This is a genomic window from Amycolatopsis sp. ATCC 39116 (assembly GCF_000231075.2).
Classification (GTDB): domain Bacteria; phylum Actinomycetota; class Actinomycetes; order Mycobacteriales; family Pseudonocardiaceae; genus Amycolatopsis_E; species Amycolatopsis_E tucumanensis.
On record NZ_AFWY03000004.1, the window covers coordinates 222,328 to 246,881 of the forward strand.

Here is a 24,554-nt window from a genome sequence, read left to right on the forward strand (position 1 = left end):
ATCATGGGTCCATGGTCGGGAGCGAACTGCAGCGGAGGGTCGACGCGCTCGCGGAGGATCTCGGCCGGTCGGTGGCGATCAACGACCCGTCGGTCCGGCTGCTGTGCGCGAGCAGGCACTTCGGCGACGAGGACGCCGTGCGGGTGCGCGCGATGCTGCAGCGCAGCGCGGGCAGCGAGGCGATCGGCCACATCCTGGCCCAGGGGGTGACCCGGTGGACCGGCCCCGGCGTCATCCCGCCCCGGCCCGACCTGGACATGCTCGCCCGCGTCAGCATGCCGTTGCGCTGGCGCGGCACCCTCCTCGGCCTGCTGATGGTGATCGACCCGGACGGCACGCTCACCGCCGCCGACCTGGACGCGATCAAGACCGCCGCCGAGCCCATGGCCGCCCTGCTCTACCGGGACTTCCTGGTCGCCGACTCCGAACGCGCGGCGCGCGAGGAGACCCTGCAACGGCTGCTCAGCGCGGACCCGGCCGAGCGCGCGGTCACGCACGACTTCCCGGACACGTCCACGGTGCTGATCGCCGAGGTCCTCTCCGGCGAAACCGCCCGGATCGAAGTGGCGCTGCGGACCGCGCTGGAGGCCGCCACCCGCGGCCGCGAACCGTCCTTCTACGTGCGCGGACGGCAGGGCGTGCTGCTCGGCGCCGCGAACGCCGCGGCGATCGTCAAGCAGGCCGAGGACGTCCTCGGCGCGGGCGCCCGCTGCGTGGCAGGCATCGGCACGTCCGCCGACGGCCAGGCGTGGGTCGCCCGGGACCGCGCCGCCGTCGCCGTCCGGGCCGCCGCGACGCTGCCCCGCTTCGACGGCATCGCGCACTGGAACGACCTCGGCGCCTACGGCCTGCTCCTGCGCGTCCCCGCGCCGGCCAGGGCGCACCTGCCCGAGCCGCTGCTCGCGCTGGTCGCCAAGGACCCGGGCGGACGGCTCGTGGAAACCCTCGCCGCCTACCTCGACCACGCCGGATCGAGCCTGGACACGGCCGCCGCGCTGCACATCCACCGCACGTCGCTGTACTACCGGCTGCACCGGATCGAGGAGATCACCGGACTCGACCTCGCCGACGGCGAACACCGGCTCACCCTGCACCTCGGCCTGAAACTGCTCCCCCTGGTACGCGACTGACCTGCCCGTTTCGACAGGATGAGGAATCGCGGCCGGCAAAACCCGACCACCGTAGGTCGTCACCCGCCGGGGTTGCGCAGATACTCCCACCGGATCAACCGGCCCCGAAGGAGCAGCCGATGAGTACCGCCGCGCAGACGTCCGCCGCCCCGGTGTCGGCCTCGCGGATCGCGATCGCCAGTTTCATCGGCACAGCCATCGAGTTCTACGACTTCTACCTCTACGGCACGGCCGCGGCGCTGGTGTTCGGGCACCAGTTCTTCCCGACGTTCTCCCCGCTAGCCGGCACGCTGGCCGCGTTCGCGACCTTCGGGGTCGGGTTCGTCGCGCGGCCGGTCGGCGCGGTCGTGTTCGGGCACTTCGGCGACCGGATCGGGCGCAAGGCGATGCTCGTCGCGTCGCTGCTGGTCATGGGCACCGGCACGGTCGCGATCGGCGCGCTGCCCACCTACAGCGCGATCGGCATCGGCGCGCCGATCCTGCTCGTGCTGTGCCGGTTCCTGCAGGGCTTCGGGCTCGGCGGCGAGTGGGGCGGCGCGGTGCTGCTGGCCACCGAGTACGCGCCACGCAACCGGCGCGGCCTGTGGTCGAGCTTCCCGCAGATGGGGCCGGCGATCGGGTTCATCATCGCGGGCGGCGCGTTCCTGGTGCTGGGCGGGACGATGTCGCAGGAGTCCTTCGACGACTGGGGCTGGCGCATCCCGTTCCTGGCCAGCTCGCTGCTCATCGTCATCGGCTACTACATCCGGATGAAGATCGCCGAGACGCCGGTGTTCGAGCGCGCGATGGCCGAGCACGACAAGGCGAAGGTGCCGATCGTCGAGGTCCTGCAGCGGCAGCCGAAGACCCTGTTCCTCAGCACGTGCGCGTTCATCCTGGCGCACACGCTCTTCTACACGATCACCACGTTCTCGCTGTCCTACGGCACCACGGTGCTCAAGCTGGACAAGAACATGCTGCTGATCTGCGCCATGATCAGCGCGCTCGTGATGGGCCTGGCGACCCCGCTGCTCGCGACGTGGTCGGACCGGGTCGGCCGCCGCCGGGTGTGCCTCGGCGCCGCGGTGCTCGCGGTGGCCTGGGCGTTCCCGCTGTTCGCGCTGATCAACACGGGCAACCCGGTGCTGATCGCGCTCGCGATGGCGGTCGGGATGATCGCGTTCGCCGCGTTGTTCGCGCCGATGGGCGCGTTCCTGCCGGAGCTGTTCGCGACCCGCTACCGCTACACCGGCGCGTCGATCGCGTACAACGCCAGCGGCGTGATCGGCGGTGGGGTGAGCCCGATCCTGGCCACGCAACTCATCGCCGCGACGGGTTCGTCCCTGCCGGTTTCCGGGTACGTCGCGGGGATAGCGGTGATTTGCGCGGTGTGCGTCTGGTTCCTGCGCGAGACCCGGGGCAACGAACTCGAGTGAGATCGACGCGCGTTGTTCGCCCGGGCGTCGCCTGACGGCCGGCACCGCCACACGCGGAACGGACAAAGTGCGCACATGTCTGACATCACTCGAAGGGGTGCACTCGGCCTCGCCGGCGCGGGTGCGGTGACGTTGATGACCGCGAGCGGGGCGCAGGCCCGGCCCGGGGACGACGCGGTGATCGGCCGCGCCGCCGGCGACACGCTGCACGTGACCACGTTCAACATCCGCCTGGACACCAAGGCCGCGCCGGGCACGCCGGACTCGTGGACCGACCGGCGGCCGGTGCTCGCGCGGTTCCTGGAGATCGAGCAGCCCACCGTGCTGGGCATCCAGGAGGGCCTGTACCACCAGGTCAAGGAGATCGCGGCGGACCTGCCCAAGCACTACGAGTGGATCGGCCTCGGCCGCGAGGGCGGCGGGCGCGGCGAGTTCATGGCGATCTACTACGACACGCGCCGCGTCGAGCCGCTCGACTTCGACCACTTCTGGCTGTCCGACACGCCGTACGTGATCGGGTCGAAGTCCTGGGGCAACAACGTCGTGCGGATGGTCACCTGGGTGCGCTTCCGCGATGCCCGCACCGGCAAGGAGTTCGTGCACGTCAACACCCACTTCGACCACCAGTCGGAGAACGCGCGGCAGCGCAGCGCGGGCTTGGTGCGCGACCGGATCGCCGGCTTCGACCCGGCGCTGCCGGTGGTGCTGACCGGCGACTTCAACACCCCGGCCGACTCGGTGTCGTACCGGACGCTGATCGAGGGCGGGCTGTCCGACACCTGGCGCACGGCGGCGAAGCAGCTCACGCCGGAGTGGGGCACGTTCCCGAACTACCGCGACCCGGTGCTGGGCGCGAACCGGATCGACTGGGTGCTGGCGAACTCGCGGGTGTCGGTCCTGGCTGCGGCGATCAACACGTTCCGCGTGGACGGCCGCTACCCGTCCGACCACGTGCCGGTGCAGGCGCTGGTGCGGCTGAGCTGAAAAAAGTCCGGCCCGGTGTCCCGCGCGGTGGGAGGCTGTTCGTCCTTATCGTGAACACCGGCGACCGGCGCCGGTGCCCACACGGGAGGAGCAGCCAATGCCCACCTATGCCGCCCTGCTGTACGCCGCGGACGTCGACTGGTCGCAGCCCGAGTACGCGGAGACGATCAAGGAGTACCGGGAGTTCGGCGAAGCCGCCGCCGCCGTCATCAGGGGCGGGAAGGCGCTGTACCCGACCTCGACCGCGACCACCGTGCGGGTGTCCGGCGGGAAGGGCGGCGAAATCCTGACCAGCGACGGCCCCTACGTGGAGACCAAGGAGGCCCTGACCGGCTTCTACCTGCTCGAGTGCGCCGACCTCGACGAGGCGGTGAAGCTCGCCGCGCAGCTCCCGGCCGCCTGGGACGGCGTCGTCGAGGTCCGCCCGGTGATCGAGTTCTGACCGTGGAGGCCGGTGACGCGGTCGCGCGGCTGGTGCGGGACGAGGGGACCCGCGTGCTGGCCACGCTGATCCGCGTCACCGGCAGCGTCGGCCTCGCCGAGGACGCGGTGCAGGACGCCGTCGTGCGGGCGCTGGAGACCTGGCCGCGCGACGGCGTGCCGGACAACCCGCGTGGCTGGCTGCTGGTCACCGCGAAGCGGCGGGCCGTGGACCTGTTCCGCCGCGAGGCCGCGCGATCCGGGAAGGAGGCGGCGGCGATGCCGTTCGTCGAACCGGAGCCGGCCGAGGTGGTCGCGGACGACCTGTTGCGCCTCGTGTTCACCTGCTGCCACCCGGCGTTGTCGCTGGAGGCTCAGGTGGCGCTCGCCTTGCGGACCCTCGGCGGGTTGTCGACCGCCGAGGTCGCGCGGGCGCTGCTGGTGCCCGAGGCGACGATGGCGAAGCGCCTGACGCGGGCGAAGCAGAAGATCGCGCGGGCGCGGATCCCGTACCGCGTGCCGGAGGCGGCCGAGCTGCCGGACCGGCTGACGGCGGTCGCCGCGACGGTGTACCTGATCTTCAACGAGGGCTACGCCGCCGCGGCGGGCGCCGACCTGGTGCGCGCCGAGCTGACCGCGGAGGCGATCCGGCTCGCGCGGCTGCTGGCTTCGCTGATGCCCGACGAGCCGACGGTGCTGGGGCTGCTCGCGTTGTTGCTGCTGCAGAACTCCCGACGCGACGCGCGGGTGGACGCCGACGGGGTGCCGGTGCTGCTGCCGGACCAGGACCGGTCGCGGTGGGACCGCTCCGCGATCAAGGAGGGCGTGTCGCTGGTGGGCCGCGGCCTGCGGCGCGCGGTGGAACCGGACCGGTACGTCGTCCAGGCCGCGATCGCCGCCTGCCACGCGCTGGCGCCGTCCTACGCCGAGACGGACTGGGACGCCGTGATCTCCTGGTACGACGTGTTGCTGCGCATCTCCGACACGCCGGTGGTCCGCCTGAACCACGCGGTGGCGGTGGCCGAGCGGGACGGCCCGGCGGCCGGCCTGGCGTTGGTGGACGCGATCCCCGGGCTGACTTCGTACCCGTGGTGGCACGCGGCCCGCGCCGAACTGCTGCACCGGCTGGGTGCGGCAGCCGAGGCGCGGACCGCGTACCGGCAGGCGCTGGCGCTCGGGATGAGCGAACCGCAGGCCGCCCACCTGCGCCTGCGCCTCGCCGAACTGGGCTGAGGCGCGCCGGTTTTCAGCCGGCCGTCTCGCGGGGCGCCATCTCCGGGATGATGCCCAGCTGCTGCAACGCGCCGAGCATGTCGTAGTTGACCCACATCTCCACGATCCGGTCGTCGGCCCACTTGGCGCACATCATGCCGGTCATCACGTACGTCTTGCCGGTCGCGGGCAGGCCGCGGAATTCCGCCCGCGACGTGCCGCCCATGGTGAACCGGACCGCGCACAGGTCGCCGTCGACGAGCACGTCGTGGATGTCCATGTGCAGGTCCGGGTTGGCGGTGCGCAGGTCGCTGACCTGGCGCTGGAACCCGGCGACGCCGTCCACTTCGAAGGTCGGGTCGTGGAACGTGCAGTGCGGCGCGCACAGCTCTTCGCAGGCGTCGAGCTCGCCCTGGTTCCACATCAGGTCCAGCACCCGGCGCAACCGTTCGCGCCGCTCGTCGGAAGTCATGAGGTGCCTCCTTCCGGCCGCGCCGGGGCGGGCGGCGCCCGCTGAGTACTGCCGCGGCCGCGACCCGCAGTGCACACCCGGCGCGCGCGGCACGGCCAGAGGCTTAGGGCTCTTTATCGCGCGGCGCGGACGCGGCGGCTGTAGGGCGAGCGGTGGTGGCCGATGCGGTGCACGGCCAGCGCGAGCAGCCCGAGGCTGAGGGCGGCGAGCACGACGTAGCTGAGCGTCGTGCCGATCCCGTCCCACGCGGCGTGCAGCGCCACGGCGACGACGAACGTCACGGCGAAGCGGCCCATCCAGCGGGACCGCCCGCGGTGCCGGACCGCCGCCCACAACGCGGCGGCGGTCAGCCCCGTCCAGGCCATGTGCGTGGCCGGGCTGAGCACGCCGCGGATCAGCAGCGTCTGGTCGACGGCGCTGATCTCGCCCTGGGACTTGAGGAACGCGACGAGGGCGTAGCCCATCGTTTCGAGCGCCGCGAAGCCCGCCCCGGACGCGACGCCGAGCAGGAGCCCGGTCGCCGCGCGGCGGTCGCGGACGACCAGGAGGACGACGGCGGGCGCGATGAGCTTCGCGGTCTCCTCGATGACGCCGACCCCGGCCATCTGGAAGGGACCGAGGTCCTTGAGAACGTCGTACTCGAGCGCCCCGGCCGTGACGACGCCGACCACACCGCCCACGATGGCGACGAGCCCGACGAGCACCGGATCGACCCCGAAGGAGAGCCGCCGCCCCCACACGAAGGTGACGAAGGTGGCCGGCCCGACGACGGCGCCGAGCAGGATCAGGGAGGGCACCAGGTTGGGGTTCTCGGTGTCCAGCAGAACCCGCCGGACGAGCTCGAACAACCCGAGCCCCACGACGAGCACGAGCACCCACGCCCACCGCCAGGACACCTTCCAAGTCGCGGTCCGCGTCCGCATGGCACCTCCGCTAAGCCCGGTGACCAGAAATCGGCCCGACGCCAGGCGGCGTTACCCCGCTCAGGCGCGCGGCAGGTGGACGGCCACCTCGGCCAGCGCGTCCAGCACGGCTTCGCTGACCTGCCCGGTCGCCCGTTCACTCTCGGCGATGACGACGGTGTTGCCCGCCAACCGGGAGTCGAAGTGGTGCGCCGTGAACCGCACGTCGGCCATCTGGATCAGCGAGGCCGCCAGTGGCGTGATGTCACCGTTGCCGTGGATCTTCTCCAGGCGCTCGAAGTCGCGCGCTTGGCCACGAGAGCGGAAACTCACCCAGACGACGGACACCAGCGCGGTGTTCCCGTTGCCGTCACCGATCGCGAGCAATTGACGGTCCAGCGAAGTGCACGGCGTGCGCAGGAAGAATTCGCGGATTTCGCCGTGCGAATGAATCAGGCACGAGGCATCCCGCTTCGCGGTTTTCCGCATGCCGCGCAGTCCCAGACGCTGCCACGCCTCATCCGGACGTCCTCGGCCTGCGGAACGCTTGCTGTCGGCCTTCCGGCTGTTCAGGCCACGTCCAGCCACCGCGTTCGCGCCCGAGTCCGCGACCGCGCCCTCGATCGCGGCACTGCCACCCAGGCTGACCGTCCCGCTGGTCACGCCGACCACGCCGACCAGTGCGGCCGCAGCCACGACCCGGCCGGTCTTCTTACCGGGACCGGGGTCGGAACCACCGCCCTTACCGCCGATTCTTCTGCCCACGGAAAACCTCCCCGCCGGACTTTATGTCCAGGAGGGCGGCCGCGATTCCGCCGAATGAGCGATTGGCAATAGGTATTCCGATACCCGCGTCATTCCGTGCACCGTCGACGCCGCCCGGCTTGCCGCGGTCGCCTCCGTGCGGCATCTTTACGGTCGGCGCGCCGGGAAGTCTGGTCGGCACACCCGTCCTGAGCAGGGCCGGGCGAACGGTCGACGGCAGGAGTGGCGCGGTGGTGCTCGTCAGGATCCCGGCAAGAACCGGTGACCGCGGCGAGATCGTCGTACGCTGCGGGCATGCACGCGTCGGAGATGGCCGAGGACTTCCCGGTCGTCGCGTCGGATTCGGACGCTCTCGAGGCGGCCCGCCTGCTGGCCGCGAACCGGCTGCCCGGCCTGGTCGTCACCGATCCGCGCGGCCGTCCGGTGGCGGTCCTGCCCGCGTCGCAGGTGGTGCGGTTGCTGGTGCCGCACTACGTCCAGGACGACCCGTCGCTCGCGGGGGTGCTGTCGGAGTCGATGGCCGACCGGGTGGCGGAGAAGCTGCACGGCAAGACCGTCCGGGCTCTGCTGCCCGAGGACCGGCCGGAGCTGCCCGTGGTCAAGGCCGACGACACGATCGTGGAGGTCGCTGCGGCGATGGCGCGGTTGCGCTGTCCCCTGGTGGCGGTGGTGGACGGCGACGGGCTCACCGGGGTGATCACCGCGTCGCGGCTGCTGGAGCTGGCGCTGCGGTAGGCGGTGTGCGGTGACCGTGCTCGCGATCGTCGTGTTCGCGGTCGCCTACCTGCTGATCGCGACCGACCGCGTCCCGAAGGCGGCCGCGGCGCTGGGTGGCGCCGGGATCGTGCTCGCGGCGGGCGTGGTCGGTTCGGACGAGGCGTTCTACTCGCACGACACCGGCATCGACTGGGACGTCGTGTTCCTGCTGCTCGGCATGATGATCATCGTCGGGATCCTGCGCCGCACCGGTGTCTTCGAGTTCACCGCGATCTGGGCGGCCAAGCGCGCGAAGGGCTCGCCGCTGCGGGTGATGGTCCTGCTGGTCCTGCTGACGGCGACGGCGTCGGCGTTCCTGGACAACGTCACCACGGTCCTGCTGATCGCACCGGTGACGCTGCTGGTGTGCGACCGGCTCGGGATCAGCCCGGTGCCGTTCCTGATCGCCGAGGTGTTCGCGTCGAACATCGGCGGCACCGCGACGCTGATCGGCGATCCGCCGAACATCATCATCGGCAGCCGCGCCGGCCTGACGTTCAACGACTTCCTCGTGCACCTGGCGCCGATCGTGGTCGTCGAGGTCGCCGTGTTCGCGCTGGTGCTGCGCTGGCTGTTCCGCGGCGCATTCGACGCGGACCCGGCGCGCATCGCCGAGGTGATGACCCTCGACGAGCGCGAAGCCATCCGCGACAAGCGGTTGCTGGTGAAGTGCGGCGTCGTGCTGGCGCTGGTGTTCACCGGGTTTATCGGGCATTCGGTGTTCCACCTGGACCCGTCGGTCGTGGCGCTGCTCGGCGCCGGGGTCCTCGTGCTCGTCTCGGGCACCCGGCCGCGGGACTACCTGGCCGCGGTCGAATGGGAGACGCTGCTGTTCTTCGCGGGCCTGTTCATCATGATCGGCGCGCTCGTGCACACCGGAGTGATCGGCCGCCTGGCGCGACTCGCGGCGGACGCGACCGGCGGGAACGCGCTGCTGGCCGTGATGCTGATCCTGGTGGTCTCCGCGGTGCTCTCCGGTTTCATCGACAACATCCCCTACGTGGCGACGATGAGCCCGCTCGTGGCGGGCCTGGTGGCGGACCTGCCGGATCCCGGGCAGGCCCAGGCGCTGTGGTGGGCGCTGGCCCTGGGAGCCGACTTCGGCGGAAACCTCACGGCGATCGGCGCCAGCGCGAACGTGGTGATGCTGGGAATCGCCGCGCGCGCCGGCACACCGATCTCGTTCTGGGAATTCACCCGGAAAGGCGCGGTGGTCACTTTGATGACCGTCACGCTGGCGGCGCCGTACCTGTGGCTGAGGTACTTCGTGCTGGGGTGAGCCCTTCAAGCCAAGACGGAAACCGAGGTCATCAAAAAGGTCCGGAAACTCGAACGAGAGCGCGACGCGGGCACGGTCCGGAGGCCCGGCCAGGAATGGACGGTCGAGAAGTGGGTGATGCACTGGTACGAAACGATCGCCGTGCCGAACGTCCGCTACAAGACCCGCAGCTACTACTGGACTGCGGTCGACAAGTACATCGTCCCGGGGATCGGCACGCACAAGCTGACGCGGCTCGAATCCGAACACATCGAACGGTTCTATGCGCGCCTGCGGAATGAAGGCGCCAAGTCGGCAACCCTGTAACAGGTCCACATCGCTCTGCGCGCGTCCCTCAACGAAGCCGAGCGACGGAACCGGATCACGCGCAATCCGATCCGCGCCGTGCGGTCACCGAAGATCGAAGAGACCGAGATCGAGCCTCTGACCGTGGACGACGCGCGGGCAATCCTCCACGTTGCCCATGACCGGCGAAACGGCGTGCGCTGGGCCATCGCCCTCGCGCTGGGACTGCGGCAGGGCGAGGCGATCGGCCTCAAGTGGACCGACCTCAAGGCCAGTGGCACCACGGGTGTGGGGTGGCGGAGCCGTGCGCGAAGAAGCGTCCGGAAGACTGTCCGTTTGCCCAGGTCACGGGAATGCTGACGGTCCGGCGAGCGTTGCAACGGCAGACCTGGCAGCACGGCTGCGACCCGGACAAGAAGTGCGGTCGCAAGCGGGGCGCTGACTGCCCGGCACGACACAGTGGCGGCCTCGTCGTCGTGGAACCCAAGTCCCGCGCCGGTCGACGCGTGCTGAGCGTGCCGCCGCCGCTGGTGCTCGCGCTGCTCGAACACCGGAAGGTCCAGGACGCAGAGCGGCAGCGAGCGGCCGACGTCTGGCAGGACGACGGGTGGATGTTCGCCCAGCCAACTGGCCGGCCGACCGACCCGCGAGCCGACTACGGCGAGTGGAAGGACGTCCTGAAGGCGGCCGGGGTGCGCGAGGCGCGGCTCCATGACGCCCGGCACACCGCCGCGACGTTCCTGCTCGTGCTCGGCGTCGCGCAGCGGGCGGTCATGGACGTGATGGGCTGGTCCAAGATCGACATGGCCCAGCGGTACCAGCACGTGCCCGACGAGCTACGGCAGAGCATCGCGACGCAGCTCGGCGGACTGCTCTGGACAGGCCCAGACGACGGTGACGGCGACGAACCGACAGCCGCTTCGGTACCGGCCTGAACGACCAACTGAGACGGAAACTGAGACGAGCCCTGACCAGGGTGTTTCCCACCACAGGGAAACACCCTGGTCAGACGGGGAGCCGACTAGGGGGCTCGAACCCCTGACCTGCTGTTTACAAGACAGCTGCTCTACCAGCTGAGCTAAGTCGGCCTGATCGGGGTCATCCTAGCAACCGCTGCCGGGCCCCCCGGATTCGTGGATGATCGGCGAAGTGGCGCACGCCACGGTTGCCCCTTTGCAACGACCGGCGTGATCCAGGCGATGGGCACCCGGGAGGCCAATCAAGGAGGTGACGGCCGTATGAACAGCACCCAGCGCGTCCGGGGCCCGGTGACCCGCAGGCGCGGCTGGCACATCCTCGAAGCGCCGGAGGACCCGGGCGTCGAGAAGGCGAACCGGCGGCGGCGGGCGACCGAGCCGCGTCGCCGGGCCTGGCACATCCTGGAAGCGCCGACCGGCGAGCAGCCGGCGCCGGACGCGACCACCGAACTCGGTCCCGCCCTGCCGGACGAGGCGACGGTCAACTTCGTCCTCGACCTGGTCCTCCGGGTCGGCGAGGTGCAGATGGCCAGCGGCGCCGGCGCCTCCGACGTGACCGCCACCATCCTCTCCCTCACCGCGGCCTTCGGTCTCCCGCACTGCGAGGTGGACGTCATCTTCACGTCCATCACCGTCACCTGCCACCGGGGCACCGACGCGAACCCGATCACGGCACTGCGCGTCGTCCGCTCGCGCAGCCTCGACTACACCCGCCTGTCGCAGACGGAGATGCTGGTCCAGCAGATCCTGCGCGGCAACCTCAGCGCGGAAGAGGCCTACACCGAGCTGCACAAGATCACCACCGCGCCGCACCCGTACCCGCGCTGGTTCGCCACGCTGGCCTGGGGCGGCATGGCCTTCTTCATCACCCTGCTGCTCAGCGGCACCCTGGACGTCGCGGTCGGCGCGCTGATCATCTCCGCCCTCATCGACCGGCTCGGGCGCCTCCTCAACCGCGTCGCGCTGCCGTTCTTCTTCCAGCAGGCCGTCGGCGGGCTGGTCGCGACGGGGCTGGCCACCTTCGCCGTCAACACCGGTCTTGTGCCGACCCGGTTCTCCACGCTGGTCGCCGCCGCGGCGATCACCGTGCTCCTCTCCGGTCTGTCCACCGTGTCCGCGGTGCAGGACGCCATCACCGGCTACAACGTCACCGCCGCGGGCCGCACGATGGAAACGATCCTCATGTCCGCGGGCCTGATCACCGGCGTCGCCCTCGCGCTGAACATCGCCAAGGCGCTCGGCTTCACCCCGGCCGAACCCGTGCTGCCCGCGCAGACCGCCGACAGCCTGCTGGTGATCGTGCCCGCGGGCGCGGCCGCGGCGGCCTGCTTCGCCGTCGCCTCCTACTCGACGTTGCGGTCGATGCTCGTGGCCGCCGCCGCGGGCGCGATCGGCGCCGGTGTCTACGGCGCGCTGGTGATCGTCGGCCGGTTCGACGTCATCACCTCCTCCGCCGTCGCGGCCGTCGTGATCGGCTTCTCCGGCGGCGTTCTGGCCCGCCGCCTGAAGGTGACGCCGCTGGTCGTGGCGGTGTCGGGAATCACGCCCCTGCTGCCCGGTCTGTCGACGTACCGTGGCCTATATGAGCTGGCCACGCAGAGCAACGGCAACCTCTCCACGCTGATCAAAGCCGCGGCGATCGGGCTTGCGCTGGCCGCCGGCGTGGTACTCGGGGAGTACCTCGCGCAGCCGGTCCGGACCGGTCTCGGCCGGCTCGAACGGAAGCTCGCCGGCCCCCGGATGGCGGGTCCGCTGCGGACGACCGATCGGCGACTGGAGTAGCCGCTGGTGGGCCACCGCGCGGTGGATCTTGGTTCGCCGTCGCGAGATAGTGTTCGAGCGGACGACAAGGGAGCATGGCCACGTGAGCGAACCAGGGATCGGCACGGCTTCGGCGGACTTCGTCGTGGTCGCCAACCGGCTGCCCGTCGACCTCGAACGGACGGCCGACGGCAACCAGCGCTGGACCGCGAGTCCGGGCGGCTTGGTGTCGGCGCTGGAGCCGTTCCTGCGTTCGCGCAAGGGCGCCTGGGTGGGCTGGCCGGGCGTGCCGGGTGTCGACGTCGACCCGTTCAGCGACGAGGGCATGGTCCTCTACCCCGTCTCGCTGTCCACCGAAGAGGTCCGCGACTATTACGAGGGCTTCTCCAACGCCACGCTGTGGCCGCTCTACCACGACGTGGTCGCGCCGCCGGTGTTCGACCGCGGCTGGTGGGAGAGCTACGTCCAGGTCAACCGCCGCTTCGCCGAGGCCAGCGCGCAGGTCTCGGCCGAGGGCGCCACCGTGTGGGTGCAGGACTACCAGCTGCAGCTGGTGCCGAGCATGCTCCGCGAGCTGCGCCCCGACCTGCGCATCGGCTTCTTCCTGCACATCCCGTTCCCGCCGGTCGAGCTGTTCATGCAGCTGCCGTGGCGTGCGGAGATCGTGCGCGGCCTGATCGGCGCCGACCTGGTCGGGTTCCACCGGCCCGGCGGCGCGCAGAACTTCCTGTGGCTGGCCCGCACGCTGCTCGGGCTGGAGCCCAGCCGCGGCGCGGTCGGCGTGCGGTCCCGGCCGGGCATGATGCAGGTCGGCAACCGCACGGTCCGGGTCGGCGCGTTCCCGATCTCGATCGACGCGGCCGGCCTGGACACGCTCGCCCGCACCAAGGAGGTCGCGGAGCGGGCCGCGCAGATCCGCCGCGACCTGGGCAACCCGAAGACCGTCCTGCTCGGGGTCGACCGCCTGGACTACACCAAGGGCATCGACCTGAGGCTGCAGGCGCTGCACGAACTGCTCCAGGAGGGCCGGGTCCAGCCCGAGGACGTCACCTTCGTCCAGCTGGCCACCCCGAGCCGGGAACGCGTCGAGCACTACCAGCGGATGCGCACCGAGATCGAGCAGATGGTGGGCCGCATCAACGGCGAGTTCGCCCGCGTCGGTCACCCGGTGGTGCACTACCTGCACCAGTCGGTCGACCGCAAGGAGCTGGCCGCGTTCTACAGTGCGGCCGACGTCATGGTCGTCACCCCACTACGCGATGGGATGAATCTCGTCTGCAAGGAGTACGTCGCGTGCCGTCACGATCTCGGCGGCTCGCTCGTGCTGTCCGAGTTCGCCGGCGCCGCCGCCGAGCTGACCAGCGCTTTTCTCGTCAACCCGCATGATCTCGACGGGGTTAAGAACGCGTTGGAGGCGGCCATTACGCTCGACCCTGCCGAGGGCAGACGCCGGATGCGCGCGTTGCGGCGTCAGGTCCTCACCCACGACGTCGACAGGTGGGCACGGTCGTTCCTCGAGGCACTCGGGTCCGAACCGGCCGCCTGAGTGGCCCACCTGCAGCAACAAGCTTTTGAGCTCCTTAAGGAGGAGTGGTGACCGCCGAGTCCCTGCCCGCTGAGCTGCGCCGTGCGATCGTGCAGATCGCTCGCACGCCGCGATTGCTGGTCGCTTGCGACTACGACGGGACCTTGGCTCCGATCGTGACCAACCCGGACGAGGCGCGCCCGCTGCCCGAGTCGGTGGGCGCGCTGCGCTCGCTGGCCGGGCTGCACGAGACGACCACCGCGGTCATCTCCGGCCGCGCGCTGCGCGACCTCGCCATCCTGTCGCGACTGCCGCACGAGGTGCACCTGGTCGGCAGCCACGGTTCCGAATTCGACATCGGCTTCGTGCACGAGCTCGACGCCCAGGCCCGCGACCTGCACCGCAGGGTCGAGCAGGAGCTGGAGCGCATCGCCGGTGACGTGCCGGGCGTGAGCCTGGAGGTCAAGCCGGCCAGCATCGCCGTGCACGTCCGCCGCGCCGACCGCGACGCCGCCCGCCGCGTGCTCGACGAGGTCCACAGTGGACCGTGCACGTGGGAGGGCGTGACGACCACCGACGGCAAGGAGGTCGTCGAGCTCGCCGTCGTGCAGACCGACAAGGGCCGCGCGCTGGACACCCTGCGCCACCAGGTCGGCGCCACCGCGGCGATCTTCCTCGGTGACGACGTCACCGACGAGAAGGCGTTCGCGCGGCTGTCCGGCCCCGACGTCGGCGTCAAGGTCGGCGACGGGGAGACCCTGGCCGCCTACCGCGTGCCCGGCACCGAGGACGTCGCCACGGTTCTGGCGTTCATGCTGGAGGAGCGCCGCAACTGGCTCTACGGCGAGCAGGCGCCGCCGATCGAGCGGCTGTCGATGCTGTCCAACGAGCGCGCGGTCGCCCTGGTCACGCCCGACGCCCGGCTGACCTGGATGTGCCACCCCGGCCCGGACGCGCCCGCGGTGTTCGCCGACCTGCTCGGCGGCACCAGCGCGGGCCACTTCTCGATCAAGCCGCACCACAACGGCCTGCCGCTGGGCCAGCGGTACCTGCCGAACACGATGACGGTGGAGACCCGCTGGTCACGGCTGCTGGTGACGGACTACCTGGAGCCGGAGGGCCCGCCGCACCGCACCGACCTGGTGCGCGTGGTCTCCGGGACCGCCGCCGCGTCCGTGGTGTTCGCGCCGCGGCCGGAGTTCGGCGGTGTCCCGGTCCGGCTGGTGCCCGACCCCGAGGGCCTGCGCGTGCTGGGCACGTCGGAGCCGATCGTGCTGCGCTCGCCGGGCGTGGCGTGGGAGATCACCTCCGACGGCCTGCACGACACCGCGACCGCGCTCGTCCAGCCCACCCAGGACGAGCCGGTCGTGCTCGAACTGCGGTGCGGCACCACCGACCTGACCGCGCACGAACTGTCCGAACCGGAGCGGCGGGCGCGGGCGGGCGCCTACTGGAGCGACTGGGCGACCACGCTGAAGCTGCCGAACGTGGAGCCGGAGCTGGTCGCGCGCTCGGCGCTGACGCTGCGCGGGCTGTGCAACGCCGACACCGGCGCGGTGCTCGCGGCGGCCACGACGTCGCTGCCGGAGGAGATCGGCGGCGTGCGGAACTGGGACTACCGCTACTGCTGGATCCGCGACGCGGCGTTCACCGTGCGCGAGCTGGTCGGGCTGGGTTCGCTGGCCGAGGCCGAGGGCTACCTGCGGTGGCTGCACGGCGTGCTGTCGACGCTGGCGGGCCCGGAGCGGCTGCACCCGCTGTACACGATCAACGGCACCCAGCTGGGCGCCGAGGCCGTGATCGACTCGCTGCCCGGCTACGCGGGTTCGCGGCCGGTGCGCGTCGGCAACCTGGCGAACCACCAGGTGCAGCTGGACGTGTTCGGCCCGGTCGTCGAGCTGGTGGCCGAGCTGGCGCAGGTGCGCGGCGAGCTGCGGGACGAGGACTGGCAGCTGGTGCGCGCGATGGCCGAGGCCGTCACGCGGCGCTGGTCGGAGCCCGACCACGGCATCTGGGAGGAGCGGCACGTGCCGCGCCACCGGGTGTACTCGCGCGTCATGTGCTGGGTGACCGTCGACCGCGCCATCAAGCTCGGCGAGGTGTACGGGCGTGAGATCCCGGCCGGGTGGCACGACCTGCGCGAGGAGATCGCGACCGACGTGCTGACCCACGGCTGGAACGACGAGGTCCAGGCGTTCACCACGGCCTACGACGGCACCGACCTGGACGCGGCTTCGCTGTTCGTCGGGCTGGCCGGGCTGATCGACCCGTCGGACGAGCGGTTCCAGCACACGGTGACCGCGATCGAGGCCGAGCTGCGCAGCGGTTCCACGGTGTACCGCTACCGCCGCGACGACGGCCTGCCCGGCGGCGAGGGCGGGTTCCACCTGTGCGCCGCGTGGCTGATCGAGGCGTACCTGCTGACCGGCCGCCGCACCGAGGCGGAGGAGCTGTTCGAGCAGCTGGTCGACGCGGCAGGCCCGACGGGTCTGCTGCCCGAGCAGTACGACCCGGTGGCGGAGCGCTCGCTGGGCAACCACCCGCAGGCGTACTCGCACCTCGGGCTGATCCGCTGCGCCAAGCTGCTGTCCGGCGCCTGATCCGACTGCGCGAACGGCCCCTCCGGCACGTCCGGAGGGGCCGTTCGCGTCTCAACGGGCCACCCGGTCGGCCGCCGCGACCTCGCGCATGGCCTCGGCGACGGCCCGGAAGTCCTTCTGCAGAATCTTCGAGTGGTTGCTGGCGACCTTCGCGCTGATCCGCAGGTTCGGGTTGCGGGCGAGCACCGGTTCGAGCGAGGCCCGCGACGCCTCCATCTCCTCCACGCCACCGCCGAGATTCGACCCGGTGGCCAGGACGTAGCCGAATCGGGCAGGACACGCTCTCCAGCACCGGCGCGAGAGCCGCGGCGATCTCGTTCAACTCGATGTCGACCTCGGCGTGCTGCTCGGCGGACATCCGCGCGACCATCCCGAACGGGCGTGCCAGGGGCAGCAGGAACCGCATGCGGTGGAACAGCTGCTGGATCCGCTCCTGGCCCTCTTCGCCGGTCAGGCCGTAGGGCAACGCGCCGTCCACCACGACCACACCGGCGACGCGCTCCGGGTTGCGGGCCGCCCAGTGCGCCGTCGGACCAGCCGACGAGGGTCGGCCGCTCCACACCGGTCGCGTCGAGGACGGCGTCGACGTCGCGGACGCACGCCTCGACGGAGTAGTCCGCCGACCGCCGCGACCGGCCGCGGGGGTCGGTGACGGCGAGGGCGCCGGTCTTCGAAGGGGCCCATCCCGGTCCAGGTCGTTGCGCTCATGGGAACACCATCGCGGCGCGCGCCGACGCCGGGCAGGCTCCGTCAGGCGTAGTTGGCCGCGTGCAGGGCCGCCGCCACCGAGTCGACCTCCAGCACCCGTATCCCGTCCGGCAGCTTGCCCGGGTCGGGCGGCACCAGCGCGTGCGTGAACCCCATCCGGGCGGCTTCCGCCAGCCGCCGCCCGGCGCCGGTCACCCGGCGGACCTCCCCGGCGAGCCCGACCTCGCCGACGACCACCAGCCGCGGCGACAACGCGACGTCCCGCACCGACGACCACAGCGCCAGCAACACCGACAGGTCGACGGCGGGCTCGGTGACTTTCATCCCACCGACCGTCGCCGAGTAGACGTCCCGGTCGCCCAGCTTGATCCTGCCGCGCTTCTCCAGCACGGCGAGGATCATCGCCACCCGCGCGGAGTCCAGGCCGCTCACGGCCCGCCTCGGCTGCGGCGCGCCCGCGCTCGACACGAGCGCCTGCACCTCGCACAGCAGCGGCCGCTTGCCCTCGACCGTGACCGTCACCGCGGTGCCCGGCACCGCGTCCTCCCGCCGGTTCAGGAACAGCCCGGACGGGTCCGGCACCCCGACGATGCCGTCCTCACGCAGCTCGAAGCACCCGATCTCGTCCGCGGGCCCGAACCGGTTCTTCACCCCGCGCACCATCCGCAGCGTGGAGTGCCGGTCGCCCTCGAAGTGCAGCACCACGTCGACCAGGTGCTCCAGCACACGCGGCCCGGCGACCGAGCCGTCCTTCGTGACGTGCCCCACGAGCACGACCGGCAGGCCGCGCTCCTTCGCCAGCGCCACCAGGCCGGCCGTGACCGCCCTGACCTGCGTGACACCGCCCGGCGCGCCCTCCACCTGCGGCGAGGCCATCGTCTGCACCGAGTCGACGATCAGCACACCCGGCTTGACCGCGTCGACGTGCCCGAGGATCGCCGAAAGATCGCTCTCCGCCGCCAGGAACACGCCCTCGTGCACGTTCTTCGTCCGCTCGGCGCGCAGCCTGACCTGCCCCGCGGACTCCTCACCGGTGACGTACAGCGCGGGCCCGGACCCGCCGCGGGCCCACTGGTAGGCCACCTCGAGCAGGAGGGTGGACTTGCCCACGCCCGGCTCGCCGGCCAGCAGCACGACCGCGCCGGGCACCAGCCCGCCGCCGAGCACGCGGTCCAGCTCGCCGACGCCCGTGGTGCGGGCGCGCGCGGCCTCGATGTCGACCTGGCCGATCGGCCGCGCCGGGGCGCTGGGCGCGCCGGCCGCCACGCGGGCTATCGCCGGGCGCGCGTCACCGCGCTCCTCGATGGTTCCCCACGCCTGGCACTCCGGGCAGCGGCCGACCCACTTGGCGGTCTCGTACCCGCACTCACCGCAGCGGTAGCTGGTGCCCTTCTTGACCATGGTCGGTCACGCTAGCTGGCACCACCGACAGTTCTAGTGACCGCCGGCTTCCGCCTCGCCGGACGGCTGGCAGCTCAGCTCGACCGTGGGCGCCTGGATCGGCAGCTGCACGGTGACCGGGCCGGCGTCGCGGAAGGTGAAGGTGACCGGGATGGTCTGGCCGGGCCACACGACCTGCTTGATGCCCTGCAGGACGACCTCGGCGTGACCGATCCGGGTCGGCTGCCCGGTGGGGCCGGCGGTCGGCGACGCGGACGCCGACGAGGTGGGCGAGGCCGACGAGGTGGGCGAGGTCTGGGTCGAGCTCGGCGCCGCGGAGCTGGACTCCGGCTGCTGCACGGACTCGCCCTCGTTGGCCGGGCCGATCAGGAGCTTGCTGCCCGCGACGATGGCCTTCTGGCCCTCGACGGTGGCGCTCGCCGCGTTCGCGCTGCTCACGGAGACCAGCTCGTCGTCGGCGGTGCCGTCGTTGGCGATCACCAGCGTCAGCGGGGCACTCGACCCGGTCGCGTAGGCCTGCTGGCAGTCGTTGCGGTTCACCAGGCCGGCGTCCCGCAGGACGAGCTTGCCCGCCTGGGCCATGGCGCCGTTGACCGCGGGCAGCATGGTGTTGGTCTGGGTGATCTGCCCGGCCCCGCACCCGGCCAGAGCCAGGGCGGCACCCACGGCGACCACGCTCGCGCCGACCACACGACGTTTCTGCAGCCTCACGGTCTCAGTCCCTCCTAAAGCCAGTGGCAGCCCGATCCTATCTGCGCCGCGAAGCGGCTCCGTTGAGGGTGGTGGTGGGCCGGCGGGAGGGGCCTAGCTATGGCCGGAAAGCCCGCCACCGAGGGTGCGCCGAGGGGGCCGGAAACCGTCCACAATGGATCAGACAATCAATGTCGACAGGGTTCCCCACCACCTGCATGAGCATGCACTTTATCGGTTTGTCAACCCCCCGGATGGCCCCTGACCTGCGACGACGATCTCGGCCCGCTAGGTGGGCCCCCTCGCCGCGTGCTAGGATGGAGGCAGCGAAAGGGGCAGAGGACACATGGTTTTCAAGGTCGGAGAGACCGTCGTCTACCCGCACCACGGTGCCGCACTCATCGAAGCGATCGAGACCCGCGTGATCAAGGGCGAGGAGAAGCAGTACCTCGTCCTCAAAGTCGCGCAAGGGGACCTCACGGTTCGCGTGCCCGCTGACAACGCCGAGATCGTCGGCGTGCGGGACGTCGTGGGCCAGGATGGTCTGAACCGGGTTTTCGACGTGCTGCGAGCGCCGCACACCGAGGAGCCCACGAACTGGTCTCGTCGGTACAAGGCCAACCTCGAGAAGCTCGCCTCGGGCGATGTGAACAAGGTGGCCGAAGTGGTGCGCGACCTCTGGCGGCGCGAGAAGGACCGCGGCCTGTCCGCCGGCGAGAAGCGCATGCTGGCCAAGGCGCGGCAGATACTGGTCAGTGAGCTCGCCCTGGCGGAGGGCACCGACGAGGGCAAGGCAGAGACGCTGCTCGACGAGGTCCTGGAGACAGCGGCCGTCTAGAGCACAGGCTGACCTCGCGAGATGAGCCGGGCAGACGTGCTCATCTACTGCGTGTGCCTCATGAGACACAGCTCGTCCCGCGAAGTGAGACCCCGGCGATGAAGGTCGCGGCAGTCCTCATCGCCGACCCCGAGGGGCCGGACCCGTGCGCGCTCGTGCGCGGTGCGCCGCTGTTGCGGCACGCCGTGGACGGCCTGCTGGAGTCCGGATGCGCGGACCGCCTGGCGGTGGCGGTTCCCAAACCCGTGCTCGGGGATTGTGAATTGATCATACGGGCAGTACCCGGCGCCGGTTCCCGGTGCCGGGTACTGGCCTGTGGTCCTGAGCGCGCCGAATCCGTCCGGGCGGCCGTCGAGGCCACCGGGGAATCCGATGTCGTGCTCGTGCACGACGTCGCGCGTCCGTTCGTGCCTCCCGCCACCGTCCGCGCGGTGGCCGAGGCGGTGTTCGCCGGGGCAGAGGCGATCATCCCGGTCCTACCCGTGACCGACACCGTCAAACTCGTTTCCGGCGACGTGATCGCCGCCACCTCCGACCGGGACCACCTGCGTGTCGTGCAGACCCCCGTCGGCTACCGCCCCGAAGTGCTCCGCGAGCTCTGCGCACGCGGCGCGGACCCGCTGTCGGACCTGCCCGGTAGCGTGCGCACCGTGGCCGGGCACCCCACCGCGCTCCGGCTCACCACGGCCTTCGACGTGGCCGTCGCGGAAGCACTACTCGAGGAGCAGGGTTGAGGGTCGGGACCGGGGTCGACGTCCATCCGATCGAGGCTGGCCGCGAGTGCTGGATCGCCGGGCTGCTGTGGGAGGGCGCCGACGGCTGCGCCGGCCACTCCGACGGCGACGTGGCCGCCCACGCGCTGTGCGACGCGATGCTGTCCGCCGCCGGGCTCGGCGACCTGGGCGCGGTGTTCGGCACCAGCGACCCCCGCTGGGCAGGCGCGCACGGCGCCGAGTTCGTGGCCGAGGCGCGTCGGCTCGTCGAGGCCCAAGGCTGGCGGCTCGGCAACGCGTCGGTGCAGGTCATCGGCAACGCGCCACGCATCGGCAAGCGGCGTGAAGAGGCCCAGGACGTCCTGAGCAAGGCCGCGGGCGGCGCGGTCAGCGTCAGCGGCACCACCACCGACGGGCTCGGCCTGACCGGCCGCGGCGAGGGCATCGCCGCGGTCGCCACCGCGCTGCTGCTGCCGGCGGAATAAGTCACACGAATCCCGAGGTCATCCCCGGTAGCCTGTGTTCTGTGACGATTCAGGCGGTGATGTTCGACTTCTCCGGCACCCTCTTCCGGCTCGAGCAGAACTCCAGCTGGCTGTCCGACCTCACGACCCCCGACGGCGCCCCGCTCGACGTCGAGGCGCAGACCGAGCTGATGCGCCGCATGACCGCCCCGACCGGGCAGGTCGTCGAGCTGTCCGAGGAGTACCAGCACGCGTGGGAGAACCGGGACCTCGACCCGGCGCTGCACCGCAAGATCTACCTCGAGGTGCTGCGCAAGTCCGGCGTCGCGCACGCCCACCAGGCCGAGGCGCTCTACAACCGCCTGATCGACCCCGCGGAGTGGACGCCGTACCCGGACACCGAGGCCGCGCTGAAGGACACCGCCGCCAAGGGCGTCAAGGTCGGCGTGCTGAGCAACATCGCCTTCGACATCCGGCCCGCGTTCGCGATGCGCGGCTACACCGACTTCGTCGACGAGTTCCTGCTCTCCTTCGAGGAGGGCTACATCAAGCCGCAGCCCGAGGTGTTCCGGCTGCTGATCGACAAGCTCGGGGTGGCGCCGGAGAACACGCTCATGGTCGGCGACAGCGAGGAGGCCGACGGCGGGGCGAAGGCGCTCGGCTGCGCGTTCGCCCTCGTCGACCCGCTGCCGACCGCCGAACGCCCGGACGGCCTGCTCACGGCCCTGCGCACGCACGGGGTGCTCTGAGCGGCGTCAAGGTGACCCGTACCATTTCAGGGTGGCCCTTCATCTGTACGACACCGCGAGCAGGAGCGTGCGGGAGTTCCACCCCGCCCGTAGCGGAACGGCGTCCATGTACGTGTGTGGGGCCACCGTGCAGGGCATTCCGCACATCGGGCACGTCCGCGGCGCCCTGAACTACGACGTCCTGCGCCGCTGGCTGATCCACAGTGGACTGGACGTGTTGTTCGTGCGGAACGTCACGGACATCGACGACAAGATCCTCACCAAGGCCGCCGACGCCGGACGGCCGTGGTGGGAGTGGGCGGCGACGCACGAACGGGCGTTCGAGGAGGCCTACACGGTCCTCGGCTGCCTGCCGCCGTCCATCGCGCCGCGCGCCACCGGGCACGTCACGCAGATGGTGGAGCTGATGCAGCGCCTCATCGACGCCGGGCACGCCTACGCGGCAGGCGGCGACGTGTACTTCGCCGTGTCCACGTTCCCCGAGTACGGCGCGCTGTCCCGGCAGAAGCTGGACGAGGTGCAGCAGGGCGAGACCCTGGCCGAGGGCAAGCGCGACCCGCGGGACTTCACGCTGTGGAAGAGCGCCAAGCCGGGCGAGCCGTCGTGGCCGACCCCGTGGGGCGACGGGCGGCCGGGCTGGCACCTGGAGTGCTCCGCGATGGCGACCACCTACCTGGGCGCCGAGTTCGACATCCACGGCGGCGGCGTCGACCTGGTGTTCCCGCACCACGAGAACGAGCGCGCCCAGTCGCAGGCGGCGGGTGACCCGTTCGCGCGGTTCTGGCTGCACAACGCGTGGGTGACGCTGTCCGGCGAGAAGATGTCGAAGTCGCTGGGCAACGTGGTGTCGATCGAGGCGATGCTGCGCAACTACCGGGCCGCCGAGCTGCGGTACTACTTGGTGCAGCCGCACTACCGGTCGACCATCGAGTACTCCGACGGCGCGTTGTCCGAGGCGGCCCAGGGCTACCGGCGGATCGAGGGCTTCCTGCGCCGGGCGGCGCAGCGGACGGGCACGGTCGAGCCGGGTGAGCTGGCGCCCGAGTTCGTCGCCGCGATGGACGACGACCTGTCCACGCCGGCGGCGGTCGCGGCCGTGCACAACCTGGTCCGCGAGGGTAATGCGGCACTGGACTCCGGCGATGACGCCAAGGCGCGCGCGGCCGCGGGCTCGGTGCGCGCGATGATGGGTGTGCTCGGGCTGGACCCGCTGGCACCGGAATGGGCGGAGAGCTCGGCGGCGGAGACGCCGGCGAGGGCCGCACTGGCCGAGTTGGTCGAGGCGATGCTCGTGGAGCGCCAGGAGGCGCGCGCCACGCGTGACTTCGCCAGGGCCGACGCCGTGCGCGACCGCCTGCTCAAGGCGGGGATCGCGGTCGAAGATACTCCCGATGGTCCGGTGTGGACCGTGAAAGAAGCTTAAATGGCAGGCAATTCCAAGCGCCGGGGTGCGGTTCGCAAAGAGGGCACCAAGAAGGGCGCCGTCGTCGGCTCCGGCGGTCAGCGCCGCCGCGGGCTGGAGGGCAAGGGCCCGACGCCGCGCGCGGAGATGCGCCCCGGGCACCCGAAGCAGAAGCGTGCCGCGGCGGCTGCCGCGCGCGCCGAGAAGTCCCGCGACCGCCGCGAAGGGCCGGAGATCATCGCGGGCCGCAACCCGGTGGTCGAGGCCCTGCGCGCGGGCGTGCCGGGCACCACGCTGTTCGTGGCCCTGAACATCGACGCCGACGACCGGGTCACCGAAGCGGTGCGGCTGGCGGCGGACAAGGGCATCTCGATCCTGGAGATCCCGCGCGAGGAGCTGGACCGCAAGACCAACCGCGCGGTGCACCAGGGGCTCGGGCTGCAGGTGCCGCCGTTCGAGTACAGCCACCCGGACGACCTGCTGGCGATCGCGAAGAACTCGGGTGAGCCGCCGCTGCTGGTGGCGCTCGACGGCGTGACCGACCCGCGGAACCTGGGTGCGGTGGTGCGTTCGGCGGCGGCGTTCGGGGCACACGGGGTGCTGCTGCCGCAGCGTCGCAGCGCGGGCGTCACGGCCGTGGCGTGGCGGACGAGCGCCGGCACCGCGGCGAAGATGCCGATCGCGATCGCGACCAACCTGACCCGGCAGCTGAAGCTGTGGGCGGAGGAGGGCCTGATGATCGCGGGCCTGGACGCGGACGGCTCGGTCGGGATCGACGACCTGTCGCTGGCGACGGATCCGCTGGTGGTCGTGGTGGGCTCCGAGGGGCGTGGCCTGTCCCGCCTGGTGCGCGAGACCTGCGACGAGACGGTGTCGATCCCGATGGCCGCCGGGGTGGAGTCGCTGAACGCGTCCGTCGCGGCGGCGGTGCTGCTGGCGGAGGTCGCGCGGCGGCGTCGGGTGGCGGGCCGCATCTGATCGTGGCTGTTCGAGCGGCGCCGGTCTCCGGCGCCGCTTCTTTTTGTGGCGGGCAGCGGGGAACTTCACACACCCGCTGCTGAAGCGGTGAGTTTCACTCCTTCGGGCCAACCGGGTCGGCTAAGGTC

24 protein-coding genes and 1 tRNA gene are annotated in these 24,554 nt (G+C 71.4%); 18 read left to right on the forward strand and 7 right to left on the reverse strand.

The features are described from left to right. Positions 1 to 11: 11 nt before the first annotated feature. From AMY39116_RS0307245 to AMY39116_RS0307265, 5 genes are all read left to right on the forward strand, one after another. A complete protein-coding gene (locus AMY39116_RS0307245) occupies positions 12 to 1,130 on the forward strand; it encodes a CdaR family transcriptional regulator (protein WP_020417023.1) in 1,119 nt (372 codons plus the stop codon). A 119-nt stretch (positions 1,131 to 1,249) separates the two neighbouring features. Then, entirely contained in the window at positions 1,250 to 2,545 is a 1,296-nt protein-coding gene (locus tag AMY39116_RS0307250) for an MFS transporter (protein ID WP_020417024.1), read from the forward strand. A gap of 75 nt (positions 2,546 to 2,620) precedes the next feature. Then, the gene (locus AMY39116_RS0307255) at positions 2,621 to 3,529 is read left to right on the forward strand and encodes an endonuclease/exonuclease/phosphatase family protein (RefSeq protein WP_051123487.1); all 909 of its coding nucleotides are present in this window, start codon (positions 2,621 to 2,623) and stop codon (positions 3,527 to 3,529) included. Between the two features lie 97 nt (positions 3,530 to 3,626). Next, positions 3,627 to 3,971, forward strand: a complete 345-nt coding sequence (locus tag AMY39116_RS0307260; RefSeq protein ID WP_020417026.1) for a YciI family protein — start codon at positions 3,627 to 3,629, stop codon at positions 3,969 to 3,971. A 2-nt stretch (positions 3,972 to 3,973) separates the two neighbouring features. Continuing rightward, positions 3,974 to 5,182 (forward strand): RNA polymerase sigma factor, encoded by a 1,209-nt coding sequence (locus AMY39116_RS0307265; protein ID WP_020417027.1) that lies wholly within the window; start codon positions 3,974 to 3,976, stop codon positions 5,180 to 5,182. Between the two features lie 13 nt (positions 5,183 to 5,195). On the opposite strand, the gene AMY39116_RS0307270 is transcribed toward AMY39116_RS0307265, so the two are convergent. The 3 genes from AMY39116_RS0307270 to AMY39116_RS42350 form a co-directional block, all read right to left on the reverse strand. Beyond that, entirely contained in the window at positions 5,196 to 5,633 is a 438-nt protein-coding gene (locus AMY39116_RS0307270) for an ester cyclase (protein WP_020417028.1), read from the reverse strand. 113 nt (positions 5,634 to 5,746) lie between these two features. Further along, positions 5,747 to 6,556, reverse strand: a complete 810-nt coding sequence (locus AMY39116_RS0307275; protein ID WP_020417029.1) for a PrsW family intramembrane metalloprotease — start codon at positions 6,554 to 6,556, stop codon at positions 5,747 to 5,749. Between the two features lie 60 nt (positions 6,557 to 6,616). Beyond that, positions 6,617 to 7,207, reverse strand: coding sequence for a hypothetical protein (locus tag AMY39116_RS42350; RefSeq protein ID WP_157358452.1), 591 nt, complete (start codon positions 7,205 to 7,207; stop codon positions 6,617 to 6,619). A 387-nt stretch (positions 7,208 to 7,594) separates the two neighbouring features. Between AMY39116_RS42350 and AMY39116_RS0307285 the strand changes: the two genes are divergently transcribed. The 4 genes from AMY39116_RS0307285 to AMY39116_RS47370 all read left to right on the forward strand — a co-directional run bounded on the left by AMY39116_RS0307285 (position 7,595) and on the right by AMY39116_RS47370 (position 10,555). After that, a complete protein-coding gene (locus AMY39116_RS0307285; protein ID WP_027935716.1) occupies positions 7,595 to 8,035 on the forward strand; it encodes a CBS domain-containing protein in 441 nt (146 codons plus the stop codon). A 10-nt stretch (positions 8,036 to 8,045) separates the two neighbouring features. Beyond that, positions 8,046 to 9,335, forward strand: a complete 1,290-nt coding sequence (locus AMY39116_RS0307290) for an SLC13 family permease (protein ID WP_020417032.1) — start codon at positions 8,046 to 8,048, stop codon at positions 9,333 to 9,335. Positions 9,336 to 9,452: 117 nt separating this feature from the next. Next, a complete protein-coding gene (locus AMY39116_RS44610) occupies positions 9,453 to 9,641 on the forward strand; it encodes a hypothetical protein (RefSeq protein ID WP_020417033.1) in 189 nt (62 codons plus the stop codon). Between the two features lie 332 nt (positions 9,642 to 9,973). After that, positions 9,974 to 10,555 carry a tyrosine-type recombinase/integrase gene (locus tag AMY39116_RS47370; RefSeq protein ID WP_235716077.1) on the forward strand — a complete coding sequence of 194 codons (582 nt, stop codon included), beginning with the start codon at positions 9,974 to 9,976 and terminating at the stop codon, positions 10,553 to 10,555. A gap of 80 nt (positions 10,556 to 10,635) precedes the next feature. On the opposite strand, the gene AMY39116_RS0307310 is transcribed toward AMY39116_RS47370, so the two are convergent. Further along, positions 10,636 to 10,708, reverse strand: a tRNA-Thr gene (locus AMY39116_RS0307310). A gap of 150 nt (positions 10,709 to 10,858) precedes the next feature. Here AMY39116_RS0307310 and AMY39116_RS0307315 point away from each other — a divergent pair. The 3 genes from AMY39116_RS0307315 (at position 10,859) to otsB (ending at position 16,483) form a co-directional block, all read left to right on the forward strand. Next, positions 10,859 to 12,379, forward strand: a complete 1,521-nt coding sequence (locus AMY39116_RS0307315) for a threonine/serine exporter ThrE family protein (RefSeq protein WP_020417034.1) — start codon at positions 10,859 to 10,861, stop codon at positions 12,377 to 12,379. Positions 12,380 to 12,461: 82 nt separating this feature from the next. Further along, positions 12,462 to 13,904 carry a trehalose-6-phosphate synthase gene (locus AMY39116_RS0307320; protein WP_017985373.1) on the forward strand — a complete coding sequence of 481 codons (1,443 nt, stop codon included), beginning with the start codon at positions 12,462 to 12,464 and terminating at the stop codon, positions 13,902 to 13,904. Between the two features lie 47 nt (positions 13,905 to 13,951). Continuing rightward, positions 13,952 to 16,483: a trehalose-phosphatase gene (gene otsB / locus AMY39116_RS0307325; protein WP_027935719.1), complete on the forward strand. Its 2,532-nt coding sequence runs from the start codon at positions 13,952 to 13,954 to the stop codon at positions 16,481 to 16,483. A 51-nt stretch (positions 16,484 to 16,534) separates the two neighbouring features. Here the strand turns inward: otsB and AMY39116_RS47375 are convergent, their stop codons facing one another. From AMY39116_RS47375 to AMY39116_RS0307340, 3 genes are all read right to left on the reverse strand, one after another. Beyond that, the gene (locus tag AMY39116_RS47375) at positions 16,535 to 16,708 is read right to left on the reverse strand and encodes a hypothetical protein (RefSeq protein ID WP_020417036.1); all 174 of its coding nucleotides are present in this window, start codon (positions 16,706 to 16,708) and stop codon (positions 16,535 to 16,537) included. A gap of 525 nt (positions 16,709 to 17,233) precedes the next feature. Next, positions 17,234 to 18,592: a DNA repair protein RadA gene (gene radA, locus AMY39116_RS0307335; RefSeq protein ID WP_020417037.1), complete on the reverse strand. Its 1,359-nt coding sequence runs from the start codon at positions 18,590 to 18,592 to the stop codon at positions 17,234 to 17,236. 33 nt (positions 18,593 to 18,625) lie between these two features. Then, entirely contained in the window at positions 18,626 to 19,303 is a 678-nt protein-coding gene (locus tag AMY39116_RS0307340; RefSeq protein WP_027935720.1) for a hypothetical protein, read from the reverse strand. Positions 19,304 to 19,628: 325 nt separating this feature from the next. On the opposite strand from AMY39116_RS0307340, the gene AMY39116_RS0307345 reads away from it, so the two are divergent. The 6 genes from AMY39116_RS0307345 (at position 19,629) to rlmB (ending at position 24,426) form a co-directional block, all read left to right on the forward strand. Continuing rightward, positions 19,629 to 20,120, forward strand: coding sequence for a CarD family transcriptional regulator (locus AMY39116_RS0307345; RefSeq protein WP_020417039.1), 492 nt, complete (start codon positions 19,629 to 19,631; stop codon positions 20,118 to 20,120). A 98-nt stretch (positions 20,121 to 20,218) separates the two neighbouring features. Further along, a complete protein-coding gene (locus AMY39116_RS0307350; RefSeq protein ID WP_020417040.1) occupies positions 20,219 to 20,854 on the forward strand; it encodes a 2-C-methyl-D-erythritol 4-phosphate cytidylyltransferase in 636 nt (211 codons plus the stop codon). Then, positions 20,851 to 21,318 (forward strand): 2-C-methyl-D-erythritol 2,4-cyclodiphosphate synthase, encoded by a 468-nt coding sequence (gene ispF, locus AMY39116_RS0307355; RefSeq protein ID WP_020417041.1) that lies wholly within the window; start codon positions 20,851 to 20,853, stop codon positions 21,316 to 21,318. Before AMY39116_RS0307350 ends, ispF begins: the two co-directional genes overlap by 4 nt. 41 nt (positions 21,319 to 21,359) lie before the next feature. Next, on the forward strand, positions 21,360 to 22,046 hold the full coding sequence (locus AMY39116_RS0307360) for an HAD family hydrolase (RefSeq protein ID WP_027935721.1): 687 nt from the start codon (positions 21,360 to 21,362) through the stop codon (positions 22,044 to 22,046). A 31-nt stretch (positions 22,047 to 22,077) separates the two neighbouring features. After that, entirely contained in the window at positions 22,078 to 23,469 is a 1,392-nt protein-coding gene (cysS, locus tag AMY39116_RS0307365; RefSeq protein WP_027935722.1) for a cysteine--tRNA ligase, read from the forward strand. Next, the gene (gene rlmB, locus AMY39116_RS0307370; protein WP_020417044.1) at positions 23,470 to 24,426 is read left to right on the forward strand and encodes a 23S rRNA (guanosine(2251)-2'-O)-methyltransferase RlmB; all 957 of its coding nucleotides are present in this window, start codon (positions 23,470 to 23,472) and stop codon (positions 24,424 to 24,426) included. It begins immediately after the preceding gene. The last annotated feature ends 128 nt before the right edge of the window (positions 24,427 to 24,554 follow it).